Raw genomic sequence first — 18613 nt, forward strand, 5'->3', positions numbered from 1 at the left:
AATTATTTAACCAAAACCATTTTTCTTGATTCGGAAAAGTTTTTTAAGCCTGAAGAAACGTCAAGTTTATATACATATACACCTGAAGGAAGATTTTTACCATCAAAATTAATTTCATAGCTTCCTGCGAGTTTAAACCCTTCTTCTATTTTATTGATGAAGCTTCCTTTTGCATCATAAACACTTATGGAAACATTTGAAGCAGATGAAATACGGTAACTGATTTTTGTTGAAGGATTAAAAGGGTTTGGATAATTCTGAAATAATTTAAATTCAGACGGTATTATCTCGGAGTTATTATTTACGTTAATGAGGTCTTTGTTATATTTAAAAAATGTTCCGTTCTCACCGCAAGCGAACCCATTCCTCTTGTCTGTAAACTGTAAGTCATAAATAGCAAGTGAGTTAGGAGTTGCCCATTCTCCCCACGTTCTGCTCGAGTCTTTCGTATAAATTAATTTTTGCGCGTTACCTAAAGGTGACCAACCTTCAGCACGTGTGCGAAAGCTGATTGCAGAAGCAATACCGAAAATTTCCAGACTTCGATATTCCCAGTTAGTTCCTCCGTTTGTTGTCGTAACAATACCGGTTCCGTATTCATAGTCACCCCCGGCAGAAATTATATTGAGGGAGTCAAACATAAATATACTTTGTACCGGTTCGGGACCCACACCTTCGGTTTTCCAGTTTAAACCACCATCAGTTGTTTTCCATATTACTCCAGCTATATCTATATGTCCGCCGCTTGCAAATCCGTAGTTATCGTTAAAAAATTTAAAACTTATTATCGGGAACCCTGAAACAATATTTGAGTCGATGTTCATACGTGTCCAATTGATGCCGCCATTTGTAGTTCTTACGAGATGGTCGGGAGCAACACCGCCAAGAAAACCTGTGTTTGGATTTAGAAAATATACTGCATTAAAAAAATTATCTTCGGATGGATATTGATGTGTTGTCCAATTAGTTCCGCCGTTAGTAGTTTTTAAAATTATAGTATAATAACCGGGAAAATCTATATCCCAGGTTATAGCCCATCCGGTATTTTCATCTATAAAAAAAAGGTCATAAATATCGGTTTCTATTCCGCTGTTTTGAATCGTCCAGTTTACTCCACCGTTTGTAGTTCTTACTATAGTTCCCTGGTCGCCGGCAGCCCACCCTTTTAAACTGTCTAAAAAATAGATTTCTCTTAAATCTCTTGACGCTGGGGTGCTGTATTGAATCCAGTAATTTTGTGCAAAAGACTTCTCAAAGGAAAGCAGGGTCAGTATTAATAAAACAAAATTCTTCATATTGTAAAATATGAATTCAAGAAGAATAATTCAATCAATATTAAGGTAAGTTATTCCTTTTGCGCAAAAACCACTCAAGACACAAAAGAAAAATGATAATTCCCAGATAAAACGGGTTAATGTTTAATGCTTCTTTTAAAGATTCAGTGATTTTTTTATCGAAAGATTGCTGAAGGTTATTATATAAATCAGAACGTTCTGAATTGTTAAGGTTTTTTAAATTAACACCTGAGGTGTTAAGCGCAAGTTCCCTTAAAACAGATTCGTCTGAACGTGTTGTTATATACTCAAAGTTGTTTTCCCCGATTAGAATTTTTATTTCATCTGATGCAATTAAATTACTATTGGAATACAAATCAGCTTTTATAATATATGTTCCATCATTATCAAGATTAATGATTGTTTCATAATTCTCGGTATCAATGGGTCTCATTTCTGATTTTTGTGTTGTTCCGTTTTTTGTAATGTTAAGCTCAATGCGCGGTTTAATGCCGTTAAACTCTGCTGAATTAAGGTTATTAATTTTTGCTTTAATTATCACGGGCTCATATTTTGAATACACATCCTTTCCGGATTCAAGAATAAGTTTTTTTTGTTTTTCTTTATCAGATATAGAAAAAACGGTATTCGATATAAGGTAATTAAGTATTCTCCCCGCATCAATGTTAAGCGGATTTAGCCTCCATTTATAAAATCCATAAAACAAAAATGCTGCTGAATTAGAAACATTGTCGCGTTTCATTAAAAATGCAGGCTGAAAATTGTTCGAGCTAATCAAAAAAGTTTCAGAGTTTGCTGAAGGAAGAAATGTGCTTGCGGTTTTGAACACGGAAGGAAGATTATTAATAACTGAAAAAATTTCAGGAGAATTGAAAATGTTTTGATTAATACTGCTCACAGATTTAATTGCCGTAACTTCTTCATTTTGAGACGTAACGGCGGTTTTAAAAGGAAGAATTGATTCCAAAATCGCAAGACGCGAGTAATCTATATTTCTTGATGCTATGAAAAAAACGGATGCTTTATTTAGCTCGGAATATCTTTTAATGTCATTTAAAAGATTTATGTTAGAAATTTCTGTCGGGAAACCAATTAGTAAAAAACAATTAATATTACTTAAATCGGGAACATCCTTTTCATAATAACTATCGGCGGATTTCTGAGTTAAGTATGATACCTCGAAGTTTTTAACTTTTGCAAGCTCTTCTCTTAGAAAAGCATAATCCGGAGACGGAGCGCCGCTTATAACAAGCAACCGGAATTTATTGTCGATGAATTTTATAAAAAACTCAGTTGCATTGTTCTTTGCCGTTATTTCATCTTCTAAAGGAACAATCTCGATTTTATATCTGCGTATGCTTTCTGAAGCAGATGTAAGCTTAAATTCAAGTTCATATTCTGTTTTAGCCGGACTGACTTCCAAATTTCGTGTTTCAAGAAGATTGTCTTCTTCATATATATTTACCGATATACTTTTCGAATATCCAAATGTATTAATAACAGCTTTAACAGGTGTTAAGCTTTCAATGTATGCAGTTTTATTATAAAAAATATTTTTTAAAACTAAATCGTTTTGTTGAACGGTATCTCCTATGAGAAAATAATTGAAAGGCACACCTAACGCTTTGGCAGTAAATAACGGATTCCCTCCTTTGTTGATTATCCCGTCCGAAATTATATTGACAGAGGAAATATTGAATTCATTTAACTGAGAAGTAAGTTCATTTAACGATGTATTTAAATTTGTTTCAAAATTATCGAATTCTGAAAACCTAACTGAATCGATATTTAACTTATCAAATTCTTTATAAATTCCGTTTGAAAATAAAACATATCGTGCATTATCGGATGAAGTTCCGTTTTGTAAGTAATTAATAACAGAGTCTTTTCTATTTTGTATGTTCAGGCTTTCGGAAACATCAATAAGAAATACATCCGAAGGTTCTATGAACTGTGATTTTATAAAGGTAATAACGGGATTTGCGAGCAATAAAAGTATGAGAAATACAGAGAGAAATCTTAAAGCAATCAGGAAAGATTTTTTGGGCTGGGGAAGGTCGGAATTTCTATAAAAGAACCAGGATACGAGCGCGGATAAAATGAAAAATATTATTACATACCCGTACCCAAGGTCAGTAATGATTTTGAAATCCATCTGTTAAATCTAATGAGTCAAATGGGTCAATTGAATCTATTGAACTCTGAGGTCAACGTAAACATCATCTCTTATTTCATTAATCCATTTGTCGAGTTCGGAGTTTTCTTTATATACTAAGGCATATTGTTTAATCGCATCAAAATCATCAGTTAAATTTAAATTATGTTCCGGTATTATTCTTATCAATTTCAGAATTTCGTAACCGTAGTTTCTGTCATCTCCGATTCTGATTGGCGATGTAATAGCGCCGGCATCAATTTTTTTAAGAGCATCTATTTCAAGGCTATCGAGACGGTCTTCAGGAATTTTCCCTGCGTATCCGCCTTTGTCTTTATTATTAGGGTCTTGGGAATAACGTTTTGCAGCGTCTTCAAAAGTTATTGCGCCGCTTATAATGCTGTCACGAAGCGAATTCAGAAACGTAATGGTTTCCATATCGGAAGATTCAAGCCGCGGAAAAGCAACAAGAATATGTCTTGCTTTCACTTCATCGCCTTTTTTCCCTTCGCTTTTTATAATATGATATCCAAACTCTGTTTCAACCGGTTCTGATACTTCTCCAACTTCGAGCATAAATACAGCTTCTTCAAAAGGTTTTACAAAAACCCCTTTCTTTGCAGTGCCTAAATCACCGCCATTAACAGCCGAGCCTTTATCATCGGAATTATTAATCGCGAGTGTCTCAAAGGAAACACCGTTTTTTAAGCTATCGAGTATAAGCTGAGCTTTTTCGAGTGCAAGGCGTTTCTCCGTATCGGAAACTTTTCTCAGCATATAAATATTTGCCAATTCATATTGCGTTCTTGCAGGCGGTAAGCTGTCTTTAAACTGCTCAAAAAAAGTACCGACTTCTTTCTCGGTTAATTTTAAACCGCTGCCGAACTTTTGTCTTTTGAGCTTATCGACCATCAATTTTTTTGCAAGGTCTTGTTTTAATTCAAGTTTGATTTTTCCGAGTGTCATTCCATAAAATTCTTCCAGACGGGACGCCGAACCAAACTGGTCAATCATGTTGTTTAATCTGTAATCGAGCTCTCTATTTACTTCATCTTCAGAAACGGTAATGCTGTCCTGAACAGCTTTAGCATAGATGATTTTATCAGTAACCATGCTTTGAAAAACCTGCTGAGGTATATAAGGAGGCATTTGATTAATCGGAATCTGGTTCTGTCTCAGATACATCTGAAGTTGATATTGAAAATCGGATTCAAGTATCATGTCATCTCCGATGACGGCAAGGATTCTATCGCCGGTCTTCTGTGCAAAGCTTATTTGCGCAAAGCAAAGGATAAAAATTATTAATGCAAGTTTTCTCATGTAAATCTTAATCTTAACAAATTTTAGATAAATCGTTATTAGTTTTCAGTGAATGCTTTTTCAAGTGCTTTCTCGTTAATCTTTACAGGATATTTATTTTTCAGAGAAGTTATTAAAGCATTTTCCATTTCTTTGAACTTTTCCTGCTGAATTAAGTTAGAAATTTCAGCTTTAACGTCATCAACAAGCTTATATTTAACTCCTGTACTATCTGTATATGAGAATTTATCCTTATTTGTTTCATAATATGTCTGAATATCTGCCGGTAAAATCTGAATTTTACTCCATAATTCCTCCTGGTCAACTTTAAAGCTTAATAAGCCGTTTTCATATTCAGTAAGCATAGCAATGTAATCTTCGTCCTTTTCTATTTTTTTCTTTTCAGCTAGCTCTAATAATAATGGTGTGTCTGACGTAGATTCAATTAATCTTTTTATGGTTGCATAATTAGGCGCGTTGTTTGCAAAATCACGGTTCATGGTCATATATTGAAGAACATCACTTAATTTTATTGTCCCGCCGTCATAAGTTGCAAGCACTGTTTCGCGAATGCCTCCTGTAAATAAACTATCAAAATTATTTGTAGCAATTGTTTGGTTTGAGTCAACTTTTGAAATTATTGCGGCAACTCCTTCAGGAACGAATTGGAAATCATAATCTTTTCTTAATGTAACCATATATTTCTCATAGGTTTCTTTGTAAGTAGGAGCGCGTTTGAAATCTGTTTTCAATTTCTCTTCGGCTTTATCAAACGGCTCGACTTTTTTTACATCGGTTACTTTTATAATGTGCCATCCGAACTGTGTTCTGACCAAATCCGATACTTGTCCCGGCTTTAAAGCGAAAGCAGCGCTGTCAAATTGCTGAACCATTCTCCTTCTTTCGAAAAACCCTAAATCGCCGCCTTTAGTTTTTGAACCCGGGTCATCGGAATATTCTGCTGCAAGCTTTTCAAACTCTTCACCGTTTTTGATACGTTTTAAAATGTCCTGAGCTTTTGCCAATGTTCCCAATGAATCCATTATCATACCCACCGAATCTCTCTGGTCCTGAATTAAAATATGAGAAGCTCTGACTGACTCAAGACGTGGTTGTTTGTCAACAAGTTTAACGATGTGAAGTCCGAATACGGTTCTTATAGGTTCTTTGCTATATTGACCTTTTTTCAGTTTATATACTCCTGTTTCAAATTCAGGAACGGTCATTCCGCCCGTGAACCAATATAAATCTCCTCCGTTGCTTTTTCCTGAAACGTCATCTGACATTTCTGCAGCTACCAAAGCAAAATCTTCACCATTTTTTAATCTGTCAAGAATTATATTTGCCTTCTCGTATGCTTTTATGGAATCTTCAGGAGTTGGAGCAGGCATAGGCAAGTTAACCATAATGTGCGATGCTCTTACTTCATCTTTTTTCAATTCGTGAAGCTTTTTTATATTCGGTTCGACAACGAACTTGTCGATTACAAATGCAGTTATAAAATTCTTTTTATATTCGTTAAGGTCTCTTTGAATATCTTCAGATTGTAAAAGCCCTCTTTCACGCGCATCCATTGTTTTTAAACGGAATTTTATCATCAGGTCAAGGAACTCAACGCGCTGAGCAAGAGATGTTTTCTTTGCTGAGTCAAGCGAGCCGACAGTTTTTATGAACTGGTCTTCAAACTGGTATAAATAAATTTTGTCTTTGCCTATTTCTGCAACTACAGTCTTCTTCTTTGATGAACAGGTAAACGCAAAAGCGACTAAACAAATTAAAATAAGGGTTAAATAACTATAAGGATTTTTCTTATTAATCATGGGTTAAATATATGATAATTAGCAAATTTATATGAACATATAAAATGCTTAAAATGCTTCGGAATTACAAGGCAACTATTGAGTTTATTGACAGAATTAGTTTAAAAATTTTAATAAATAAATGATTTATTTAAAGTAAAATTTTATGAAAACCACTGAAGCCCTATACAAGAAAATAATTTATCTTGAAAAAATTATTTTTTCTTACCTTATTTAATTAAGCATAATAATTTACACCAGCATCAAAACGGAAATTTCAATTTACGAACCCAGTTATGTAGTTTGCGACGTTGAAACTACAGGTCTGAATCCATATTTAAACAGAATAATTGAAATTGCTCTCGTTAAAGTAGAGAACGGCGAGATAGTCGAAAAATATTCTACACTTGTAAACCCGCTGCAACACATTCCATACTTTATTACTCAAATGACCGGCATCAGAAATGATGATGTTATAAGACAGCCGTCCTTTGAAGATGTTCTTCCATGTCTCAACAAATTTTTTCATAACTGTCAGAACCTGATTTTCACAGGACATAATGTTTTGTTTGATTATAAGTTTGTGAAAGAATCTTACCGCAGATGCCGGAATAAAAACGATATCCAGTTTTCAACTCTATGCACTGCAAAGCTTGCACGACGATTATGCAGAAAGCTGAAAAGCAAATCGCTTGGAAATTTATGTGAGCATTTTTCCATAAAGCAAAAACACAAGCACAGAGCGCTTGATGATGCTTTCGCAACAGCAAAGCTTTTATTAATTTTTCTCGAGCAGCTAAATTCGGATTACGAGTTTGAATCAGTTGATGAAATATTAAAGTTTCAGAATACCAGAATTTATACGGAGGAGAAAAAAAATCCTGCGTTGAAGCGAATCGGCATCAAGCTTAAAGACATTCCGAAGTCTCCCGGTGTTTATAAATTTTATAACAAGAATGATGAACTGTTATATATCGGCAAAGCAAAAAGCTTGCGTGACAGATTATCGTCTTATTTCAGGCACACAGCCGAAATAAGCTACAAGCTTGAAAAGCTTTTGAAGTATGTAACCAAACTTGAGTACGAACTTACCGGTTCTGAGCTTTCCGCATTGATACTCGAGTCGAAGTTAATCAAACAGGAAAAGCCGAGATTCAATTCTGCGTTGAAGCGTCACAGGTATCAACCTTATTTAAAAATTGACGTTCAGAACGGATATCCGAAAATCGAGAAAGTTTATGAAATCGAAAACGACGGTGCGAATTATTACGGACCTTTTTCAAGCGGACTTACAGTCAATAGAATTTTGAAAGAAGTTGATGAAAAATTTAATCTCCGTAAGTGCGAGTATAAGATATTGAAACCTTCGCAAAATCACTCCACCTGCATGTATTATGAAATGAACCGCTGTAAAGCGCCATGTAATTTTACTCAGACTAAAACTGATTATGATAAAGAAGTTGACAGGGTTCATAATTATATTTGTTCTTCAAAAAGCTATTCAATCGAGAAAGTTTATGAAAAACTTATGCATGTACTTGCTGAAAAGAATGAATTTGAACGCGCTGCATTTATGCGTGACAGGTTGAACGACGTTAAGCGCGTAATGAGCTACCAGCGGGTAATTACTTCCGCAATCAACGACAAAAAAATAATCATAAAAATGGATTCGGAAAGCAAACGTGAATTCTTTTTTATCCATAATGGCAAACTTATGAATACATTTACCGTTGCTAAAAGCGATGAGAGTCAGGTGAATTTTGTTGAACAGCTTACGGAAACGTCTGATTACTTGTTCTTTTCATTGAGCAAATACATTAAACATAAATTCACGCAGTTTGAGCTTGATGAGATAAAAGTAATTTCAAATTTTCTTGCGCAGAACCGCGACAGAAACGTCGTGATGGAAATAAATGAAGACCATTCAATGAACGACATAATGAAGTTCATTTCAAATTAAAAAATTTCAATATTAAAATATAATGGACGAAGATAAAAAAGGAAATTTTCTTAATATTTACGGAATGATTTTTGTAGTTTTCGGAAGTTTGAACTTGTTATTTTTTCATTTGCTTTCAGGAATGAAAGGTAATGTAGTTGCATCGGTCAGAATTTTGCTGATGGTATTGGTGCTTGCGATAATTGCAACTTTTGGAAAGAAATGGACTAACATAGAAAAAAGAGAATGGGGTTACCTCATTTTCGGAGGAGCTTTAAGCTTCGGATTGTATACATATTGTCTTGCAACGGGACTTGCGGCTACTTCGCTTACTCAAGGTTCAATAATTTTTAATCTCGCGGCGGTATTTGCAATGATATTCGCTGTTATATTCAAACAAGAAAGCTGGAACTGGTCTGCTTTTTTCGGAGCAATAGTCGCAATCATAGGAGTGGGAATAAGCTCTGCATCTGCATCAGGGCAGGGAACGGGAACCATTTACGGTGACGTGCTTGTGCTGATTGCAGCGGCATCACTGTCACTCGGGACAGTTATTGCTCACAAAATTGGAACACGGCACCACCCTATAGCACTTACAAGTCTTCTAGGATTTTTTGGACTTGTTGCATTGCTTCCGTTTACGATTATTGATTTTATTAATACACCATGGTTTCATCTTGACTGGAATAAGTATAGCATGCTTTTATTTATCGGGATATTAGGAGGCGCGCTTGCATTCGGCGCTTATTTTAAATGCGTAGAGCTTGTCGGCGCATCTGCTGCTGTTGTATATATTTTTCTCAATGTGCCGTTATCAATTTTTTACAGCAGAGTTTTTCTGAATGAAAATGTACATTGGCTGCAAATAATCGGAGCAATAATCGTTCTTGCAGGTGCAGGCTGGAGCGTTTATGCAAGAAACAAAACTGCTAAACAGGCAATTAATCATCACGTTTCTCACGTGTAAGTATATTTTTTCTTGGGTTACCGGATTCCATTTCTGTAAATCGATTCAGTAGCCAGGATTTATTTATCATAAATTTATTATTTATAATCTCATCTTTTATTTTTTTAAGCTGAAATTCTTTGTCAAAATTATCCTCGAGCTGTTTTATGTCAAAAAGCTTTTTAGAATAATTAATATAATTGGAGAACATCTTTTTATTATCATCGGAAATCAGTTTATCATTTGAGATAAAATGCCTGTAACTGTCTATGTGCGAATAAAATCCATCCGCGTCGTTTTTTTCAAAATAAATTTTTAGCATTAAAGACTTTATCTGATGTTTTAAACCGACATCATTTGTTTGTATGATTACAGAATATTCAAGGGCTTTATCGTAATTTTTCTTATGGAGATTTATTAAAGAATAAGAAAAATTCTTTAAATTTTCTCTTACTTCGAGATTAAGTTCATCAATTTTTCTTTCCACAAAATTTTCCACCCACTTGGTTTCTCCGGATTCCAAACCGAGAATCATTGTGTTCAGATAAAGAATGTGCGGTAAATAATTTTGCTGCTGCTTATAAAACTCAGATTCTATATTGGTTTTGTAAATAAAAAACTGCTCCTTAATATAATTCAAATCACCGTGCATTACTCGCAGATAACAGTAGTTACCCATAACGGAAAATAATCCTGATTTATTTTTCGGAAGCAGTTTATTCAGTTCCTTTTCAAGTATATCTTTAAGCTCAAAATAATATTTCTCTTCCTCTGTTTGGAGGAGTTTAAAGCAGTTATAATAAAATTTTATGTAAATAATATTTTCATATTTTTCTTTATTCTTGGAAAGATAGTTGTCAATTTCATCAAACAAACTTAAGCTCAATTTACTTCCAAAATAATTTTTTTCATAGTTTATCGTATGCATATTAATTTTTAGTATATTAATAATCGAAGCTATCGTCAGACTTTCAGATATTACTTCAAAATTATTTTTAAAGTAATGAGCTTTGTTTTTCAAGGACTGATTAAGCCGTCTTGTTTCATCTTCAGTAATATACTTGTTGATAAAATAGGTTTCATTTTTATAAATCATGTTGTCCAATGTTTGTTCATTTTTTTCTTTTCGTTTTGCAAAATGCTTTATTAATCCATGCCTTCTGAAATATTTTAACAAATTATTATTTTTTTCAAAATGATTTTGATTATAAATCATTAAAGAAATATAATCTTCCGCAAGCCGCGTAAACTCACTTATTAATTTTCGCATCATCGAGTCATTATATTTTTTTCCCGGATATAAAGCAGAATAAATTTTTTCCTTTGTTACATCATTTTCACTAAAATCAGGAAATTTTTTCTTCAGGTAATCAAAAAAATTTATAAAAACTTTCTCCCGGTTAAATATGGGAGAGGTTAAAAATAGTCCAAAATCTTTAAATTCTTTTTTATTTAAAGTTTTTAAAATGATTATTAAATGCGAATTATCCATAATATTAAGGTAACAAAAAATATCAAATTAAGCTATTAAATTATTATAATATCAATATTTAATAATATATAAAAATAAATCAAAGGGTGCGATATTTTAAATGTTTCTTTGCAGAATGCGGGTTAAAACAGATAAATTTGTATCAACTTTAATAATTAAATTAATACAAAGGATACAAAAAAATGAAAACTTTAATTTTAACTTTAGCATTTGTTCTGATTTCTTTAACTCAATCTTATTCTCAAGTTAGTGAGGCTTGGAGAAAACCAATTCAGGGAGACATATTGGTAAGAAACATGCATTTCGATAATCAAAATAATATTATCATAAGTTCAGATTACACGGGGAGTGGAATAAACGGGAGGGATTTGCGATTGCTGAAATTTAGTCCTGCTGGTGATACTTTATGGATAAAACTTTTTGGAACAGAGACTTTTACAGATGAAGTCATGTTTGATTCATATGTCGACAATTCAAATAACATTTATGTAACAGGTTACAGCGGTTCTTCCATAAAATGGTTACTTAAATATGATTCTAATGGAAATTTATTATGGAGCAGGGCGGATAGCACTGATACATATATGGAAAACGGCACCTCAAAAGAAGCATACATTCAGAGTGATTCAGACGGTAATATTTATGTATGCACCAATAAAGAACGCAAAATGTATGTTCTCAAATATACACCTTCAGGAAATGAAGTCTGGAAAAAAGAAATTGATGTTGCGGAGGGAACACTGGGTGATTTAATCAGAGGTTTTTGCATAAATAATGCCGGGCTTTATATTGCTTCTGAAAGGACGAACGCATCATTTTCAATTGACTGGATAGGAGTTATGTGTAATTTTAATGGTGATACTTTGTGGAGCTATACAAACACATTCGGAAATTTATTTTATGAAACTCCAAGAGTAATGAAATTAGATGCGCAGGGCAATGTATATTATCTGGTAGAATTAATGCAATCATTTTACGTTTCAAAATTTGCACTTATTAAATTAGGCAGTAATGGATTTGAATCATTATATGACGGAGGTGGTGATAAAAGATTAATTCCTACGGATATAGAATTCGATGCGCAGGGAAACGTTATTGTTTCAAGCTATCAATCTTTTTCGTCCGACCCTAATACCAGTTATGAATCTGTAATAAGAAAATACAGTTCAAATGGGACAGTATTATGGACGAAAATGATAAACGGGAATGATGTTTTTGTAAATGATTTAACTGTTGATGCAAACGGATATATATATATGACAGGGGAGTATCCCTGGGAAGTTGTTTCAAGTGCAAAAATGTTTATTCATAAAATTTCACCTTCAGGTACTGCATCATGGCATCATGAATATACTGATGGAAATAACTGGTCAATCGGAAGTTTTATTAAACTTGATAATTCAGGAAATGCAATTGTTGCAGGTAGTTATCAGCTTGGTTTAACGGTAGTTAAATATTCCAATGTAACCGGAATCTCTACAGTATCATCTAACGTGCCTGAGGGATTTGAACTTTCACAAAATTATCCGAATCCTTTTAATCCCTCAACAAAAATAAATTTTTCAATTACCCAGTCAGGTTTTGTTTCTTTGAAAGTTTATGATTTGTTGGGCAGGGAAGTGGCTGTGCTTGTGAATGAAGTAAAACAAGCCGGGGCATACGTTGTAGATTTTAATGCAGCTCAACTCTCAAGCGGAACATATTTTTATAAAATTGAAACAAACGGATTTTCCGAAATTAAAAAAATGATGTTTGTAAAATAAGGTTGTTGTTAGTAGTTATTTTGTATCCTAAAAGGCGGAATTATTCCGCCTTTTTCTTTTAATATTAAACCCTTTTTGCAATTGAATAAGAGCTAAAATTTTAGAATATTAATATTATAATTAATTAAATATTCAGGAGGATTAGTTTATGAATCTGGTAAAATTACTGATATTCCCCGTATTAATTTTATCTTTTTTTGTAATGTCACAAACCGCGCAGGCGGATTATCCTAAGGGTGCTCCTTTTATTAGCTTTTTTGAATCTGATAGCTCAGGCGGTCCTGATTCTTTAGGTTACACCTGGAGAGATACAATTTTGACTGCAGGTACTTTAGGGTTTTTGGATACAACCTGGGGCTCAGGAACTTGGACCAGAGTAAATGGATTGGCTGATGACAATCTTGTTGGTCCGTTTAACATGGGCTGGGACTTCCGTTATTATTATTATAACGTAAATCAGTTCTGGGTTGGTTCAAACGGATGGATTAGTTTCAGCTTGCCGGGAAACCAGCTTGCCTCACCATTTCCTAATATTCCAAGCACAGCAGCTCCGCAAAATCTTATAGTTCCTTATGGTTCTGATATTAACTTTCAGGGAACGGGAAATATAGGAAGAGTTTATTATTACACAAATAATGTTGATACGTTTATAGTATCATATTACAATGTACCTTTCTGGCAGCAGTTAACGCCTACCTGGACAGGTTCAAATACATTCCAGGTAATCTGCACAAAAGCTGATAGTTCAATTACATTTAAGTATCTGAACATGACCGGAGTTACTTCAAATAATGACATAACTGTCGGCATTGAAAATATTTCAGGTCTTATCGGATTGCAAATCAGCAGAAATACATATGCGCAAAACTTTAAACAGGTTAAAATAAAATATCCTGCTGTTGTTACTTATCAGGTTCGTGATGCTGCAGTTCAATCTATTGATAACCCTTCAACAGGCGGTATATTTCAACTTGCAGGTGATTCACTGCAGATAAATGCTGTTGTTGCAAATTCAGGAAACGTTAATTTATCAGCATTTACTGCAAGGTATATGATTGTGAATTCAACGAATCTTGTTGTTGCAACAGATACGGTAAATGTTCCTGCACTTAACCAGGGAACAAATACAAATGTAACTTTTAATAAAAAGTTTTCACCATTATTGCCGGGAGTTTATAGTGTAAGAGTAAGAACTTTGTTGCCGGGTGAGCAGGTATCGGTTAACGATTCAACTGTTCTTGAAGTTAATGTTCTTCCAAAACAAAGCAACTTGCTTCTTGCTTATGAATCAGGCATACCGCTCGGAGGCGGAACTTCATGGTCAGGCGGAACAGGTTCAATCGGAACATATTTTATTCCTCCGGTTCATCCTGTAAGAATTGACACGGTTCATTTTTACATTGATGCAAATCCAAATCTTGTCGGATTCTTCGCACAAATTTATGATGATGATGGTCCAAACGGCGCACCCGGAACGCAGTTATTTAACCAAGCTATCACCAATCCTGCTGCAGGATTAATAAGAAGAGTCCCAGTAACAGGGGTTAACATTGCGAGCGGCGGTTTCTATGTTATCTGGACAATGAACGGTGAAAGCATAGCTCTTTCAAGCAATAATATTCCACCGATTTCAAGAAGAAGTATTGAAGGTTTCGGCGGTGTGTTCGGTCCGTTCAGAGAAGGACAGCTCGAAGACCCGGTATTAAGAGCTTCGGTTTATGCCCAAACACTTGGTGTTGAGCAAACTTCAAACATTATTCCTGAAAGATTCGAGCTTTCACAGAACTATCCGAATCCTTTCAATCCGACAACCAAAATAAACTTTGCAATTCCTAAATCAGGATTGGTATCATTAAAAGTTTATGATGTTCTTGGTAAAGAAGTAGGAGTTCTTGTGAACAGCGAGCTTACTGCAGGAAGCTATACAATTGATTTCAATGCTTCATATCTTGCAAGCGGACTTTATTTCTATAAAATCCAGACAAACGGATTTACCGACATAAAGAAAATGATGTTAGTGAAATAAGCTTATATATTCTCTGAAAAGAGATTATATCTGAAAATAAAAAAGGCGTCACGGAAAAACCGTGACGCCTTTTTGTTTTAGAATAAAAAATATTTTATTTAATAAGCATCATCTTTTTAGTGATGTTATATGAACCTGATTGCAGAGTATAAAAATATACACCGCTTGATAGAAGGGAAGCGTCGAAGTCAACTGTATATGAACCTGCATTCATATTTTTATTTACAAGTGTTGCAACTTCAGCTCCCAAAGCATTGTACACCTTTAAGATCACCAAATCATTTTTTGGAATTGCAAAATCAATTTTGGTTGTCGGGTTGAAAGGATTAGGATAGTTCTGGCTTAGTGAATATTTTTCGGGAATTTCATTTCCGTTATTTGAAATTCCTGAAATTGAGCTATATCTGTCATAGTATAATCTTCTGTTTGCACCGTCAAGTCCGACCCACAATGCTCCTGCATCATCATTTACGTCCAAATACTCAATTAATGTCGGATAATAATTTCTTGCTGACGTTACCGGAGGATGCTCGCTTACTCGTAAAGGTGAACTGAAAGTAGAAGGGGTTCCGTTTGAAGCATAAAGATTCATTAATACATCCGTTACATTGTTTGGTCCGCCTGCAGTGCTGTCTGAATAGTAAATAACATCTGCGCCTCCCGCCCAGTATTTTGCATCAAAATAATATTCTTCCCTTCCGGGCATATTGCCGATCGAAACGGGAGCACCGAAATTGAGACCTGTATTTGTGCTAACGAGGCAATTCATGCTCAAATTACCTGCAGTTCCTTCGGAATAAAACAGCCATGCGTTACCATGAGTCATAACCGCCTGAAACTGCGGTCTTGGTGTTCCTGCAACTAATGGTGTTGTAAATGACCCTACAATTACTAATGTTCCCGGTACTGATTCTCTGTAACGGACACTTCTTATAGCACTGCTGATTGTATCAGGCGCTATTGCTACTCCATAATAATTAATCAATAAAGTATCTCCGGTTGCCGACATTGAAAGCTGCGGATGCGCAGAAACAGAGCTTAGAAATACAGCGCCTCCCCATGTCGCACCGCCGTTCACAGAACCATAAAATCTTGTTTCATTATTTGTATTAAGGTCAACAATTACGTAAATGCTTCCCGTAGATGAAGCGGCAATGTCAAAATCACGAACATTAGTATATGGAGTGAAGCTTGTAAGATTAGCGTTAATAACATTTAAAATATAAACAGTAGAACTTGCAATAAATGCGCAGTAAATTGAATCAAGACCGCTTCTGACCATTTTTGTTTTACCGACAAGAATTCCCGGAGGAGCAGCTATACTATTCTCGACTGCCCAGTTAGCACCGTTGTTAGTTGATTTTAATATAACCATAACTTGTCCCGGCAAAATGGAAGAATCCGGAACAGAAACATAAATTGTTGTAGATGATAATCTATAAATACCTGAGGGTTTACTTAATGGCTCTGTTGAAGAAACAAGAAAATCATTGCCCCAATCGCTTGAAATCTGCTCTAAAGGAATAGGCGGATTATAAGTTGTCACAGTGATGTCATCACCGGCGAAAACAGATAAAGGAATTGAAAGAAAAACTAATAAGGTGAGAAGTTTTTTCATAGCAGTTTTTTTAGTTTAGATAAGAACGGGTTGAGTTAAATTAATATAAAAAATATGATATAAAAAAGAAAAAAGGCATTCCGATTGCTCAAAATGCCTTAATTTACCACATTATATTTTATTAATTACTTCTTTTCGTCGTCAACTACTTCAAAGTCGGCGTTTTCAACACCGCCGTCACCTTGCTGTGAACCGGCTTGTCCGCCGCCTTGCTGCTGTCCTCCCGGCTGACCTTGCTGCTGTGCACCCGGTTGTTCTTTCGAAGTATTATACATCTCAGATGATGCTGCCTGGAAAGCTGCATTGAATCCGTCGATTGCAGACTTGATTTCATTTACGTCGGATGATTTCACAACCGATTTTAATCTGTCAAGCGCTGCCTGAATCTTTGCTTTCGTATCTGCGCTCATCTTATCACCTAACTCTGTAAGCTGTTTTTCACCCTGGAATGCAAGAGAATCAGCTTCGTTTTGTTTATCGATAAGTTCTTTCTTTTTCTTGTCTTCACCTTCGTGTTCTTTTGCATCTTTTCTCATCTTCTCGATTTCTTCTTGTGAGAGACCTGAAGAGTGAGTAATCTTAATATCCTGTGTCTTTCCTGTTCCTAAGTCTTTCGCAGAAACATTTAAGATACCGTTAGCATCAATGTCGAATGTAACTTCAATCTGCGGTAATCCTCTTGGCGCAGGCGGAATTCCATCTAAATGGAATCTTCCGAGTGTTCTGTTGTCCATTGCCATAGGTCTTTCACCCTGCAATACGTGGATTTCAACGCTCGGCTGGTTATCAGACGCGGTTGAGAATACCTGTGATTTCTTTGTCGGTATGGTTGTGTTAGCAGGAATTAAAGTTGTCATAACACCGCCAAGAGTTTCGAGACCAAGTGAAAGCGGAGTAACGTCAAGCAAGAGAACGTCCTGAACGTCTCCTGAAAGAACACCGCCCTGAATAGCTGCACCAACTGCAACAACTTCATCAGGATTTACACCTTTGCTCGGCTCTTTACCGAAAATTTTCTTTACTGTTTCCTGAACAAGCGGAATTCTTGTCGAACCACCGACAAGAATAACTTCGTTAATATCATTTTTTGAATATCCTGAGTCTTTTATTGCCTGTTCGCAAGGACCGACTGTTCTGTTAACGAGACCGTCAACAAGTCTTTCAAATTCTGCTCTTGTAATTGTTTCAAGCAGGAACTTTGGACCTTCTGCAGTTGCAGTAATGTAAGGCAGATTAACTTCGGTAGAAGTTTTTGTTGACAAATCTTTCTTAGCGGTTTCAGCTGCTTCTTTTAATCTCTGAAGCGCCATAGCGTCTTTTCTTAAATCAATTCCTTCTTTCTTTTTGAATCTTTCTGCTAACTCATCGATTAATACCTGGTCGAAGTCATCACCGCCTAAGTGTCCGTCACCATTGGTTGATTTAACTTCAAATACACCGTCACCTAACTCAAGAATGGATATATCAAATGTTCCACCGCCTAAGTCATATACTGCGACTTTTAAATTTTTTGTTTTTTTATCGAGACCATATGCAAGCGCTGCTGCAGTCGGTTCGTTAATTATTCTTTTAACATCGAGACCTGCGATTTTTCCCGCATCCTTTGTTGCCTGTCTTTGTGAGTCATTAAAGTAAGCAGGAACTGTGATAACAGCTTCCGTTACTGACTGACCGAGATAATCCTCAGCAGTTTTTTTCATCTTTTGCAGAATCATTGCAGAGATTTCCTGCGGAGAATAAATTCTCTTCTGACCTGTTGCAGGGTCTTCTATTTCTACCTTAGCAACGTCATTTTCACCTTTGACAACATGATAGGGGACTTTCTTGATTTCTTCGGTAACTTCATCATATCTTCTTCCCATAAATCTTTTTATGGAGAAGACAGTATTTTTAGGATTAGTTACCGCCTGTCTTTTTGCAGGGTCACCAACCAATCTGTCACCTGTTTTGGTAAAAGCAACAACCGATGGAGTTGTTCTGTGCCCTTCGGCATTTGCAATAACAACCGGGTCGTTTCCTTCCATAACGGCTACGCAAGAGTTGGTAGTCCCGAGGTCTATACCTATTATTTTTCCCATATTATTTATTGATTATATTAATTTAAACTTTTTTAAACTCTTTATCATTCCTTTAAAACTCATTTTTGGCGCGTATTTATTTCACTTTGATAAATGCAATAAGGGAGTATCATATTCTAAATGAACCCCCTTATCTGTGTTTTACGCAATATATAATATAAAACAGTTTTTTATAAGTGAATAATGAAGTCCCGCCACCCAAA

Annotated in this window: 11 protein-coding genes; 4 read left to right on the plus strand and 7 right to left on the minus strand. The window is 35.2% G+C overall.

All coding sequences use genetic code 11. The features are described from left to right. Nucleotides 1–2: 2 nt before the first annotated feature. From VHP32_01310 to VHP32_01325, 4 genes are read right to left on the minus strand one after another with little or no spacing between them, the layout of a single operon-like run. On the minus strand, nucleotides 3–1295 hold the full coding sequence (locus VHP32_01310) for a YCF48-related protein (protein ID HEX2786511.1): 1293 nt from the start codon (nucleotides 1293–1295) through the stop codon (nucleotides 3–5). 40 nt (nucleotides 1296–1335) lie between these two features. After that, on the minus strand, nucleotides 1336–3450 hold the full coding sequence (locus VHP32_01315) for a hypothetical protein (protein HEX2786512.1): 2115 nt from the start codon (nucleotides 3448–3450) through the stop codon (nucleotides 1336–1338). Nucleotides 3451–3486: 36 nt separating this feature from the next. Then, complete coding sequence (locus VHP32_01320; protein HEX2786513.1) at nucleotides 3487–4770, minus strand: peptidylprolyl isomerase; 1284 nt, start codon at nucleotides 4768–4770, stop codon at nucleotides 3487–3489. Nucleotides 4771–4808: 38 nt separating this feature from the next. Further along, a complete protein-coding gene (locus VHP32_01325) occupies nucleotides 4809–6569 on the minus strand; it encodes a peptidylprolyl isomerase (protein HEX2786514.1) in 1761 nt (586 codons plus the stop codon). Nucleotides 6570–6828: 259 nt separating this feature from the next. On the opposite strand from VHP32_01325, the gene VHP32_01330 reads away from it, so the two are divergent. Continuing rightward, complete coding sequence (locus VHP32_01330; protein ID HEX2786515.1) at nucleotides 6829–8508, plus strand: exonuclease domain-containing protein; 1680 nt, start codon at nucleotides 6829–6831, stop codon at nucleotides 8506–8508. Nucleotides 8509–8530: 22 nt separating this feature from the next. Continuing rightward, nucleotides 8531–9454: a DMT family transporter gene (locus VHP32_01335; protein ID HEX2786516.1), complete on the plus strand. Its 924-nt coding sequence runs from the start codon at nucleotides 8531–8533 to the stop codon at nucleotides 9452–9454. Here VHP32_01335 and VHP32_01340 read toward each other — a convergent pair. Beyond that, nucleotides 9429–10925 carry a hypothetical protein gene (locus VHP32_01340; protein HEX2786517.1) on the minus strand — a complete coding sequence of 499 codons (1497 nt, stop codon included), beginning with the start codon at nucleotides 10923–10925 and terminating at the stop codon, nucleotides 9429–9431. The genes VHP32_01335 and VHP32_01340 overlap by 26 nt on opposite strands. 182 nt (nucleotides 10926–11107) lie before the next feature. Here VHP32_01340 and VHP32_01345 point away from each other — a divergent pair, with 182 nt between their 5' ends. Further along, on the plus strand, nucleotides 11108–12688 hold the full coding sequence (locus tag VHP32_01345) for a T9SS type A sorting domain-containing protein (protein ID HEX2786518.1): 1581 nt from the start codon (nucleotides 11108–11110) through the stop codon (nucleotides 12686–12688). A 148-nt stretch (nucleotides 12689–12836) separates the two neighbouring features. After that, the gene (locus VHP32_01350; protein HEX2786519.1) at nucleotides 12837–14714 is read left to right on the plus strand and encodes a T9SS type A sorting domain-containing protein; all 1878 of its coding nucleotides are present in this window, start codon (nucleotides 12837–12839) and stop codon (nucleotides 14712–14714) included. A 94-nt stretch (nucleotides 14715–14808) separates the two neighbouring features. Here the strand turns inward: VHP32_01350 and VHP32_01355 are convergent, their stop codons facing one another. Next, a complete protein-coding gene (locus tag VHP32_01355) occupies nucleotides 14809–16332 on the minus strand; it encodes a T9SS type A sorting domain-containing protein (protein HEX2786520.1) in 1524 nt (507 codons plus the stop codon). Nucleotides 16333–16457: 125 nt separating this feature from the next. Further along, nucleotides 16458–18410, minus strand: coding sequence for a molecular chaperone DnaK (gene dnaK / locus VHP32_01360; GenBank protein HEX2786521.1), 1953 nt, complete (start codon nucleotides 18408–18410; stop codon nucleotides 16458–16460). Nucleotides 18411–18613 lie beyond the last annotated feature (203 nt).

The sequence above is a fragment of the Ignavibacteria bacterium genome (genome assembly GCA_036262055.1).
Lineage (GTDB): Bacteria > Bacteroidota > Ignavibacteria > Tepidaquicellales > Tepidaquicellaceae > DATAJP01.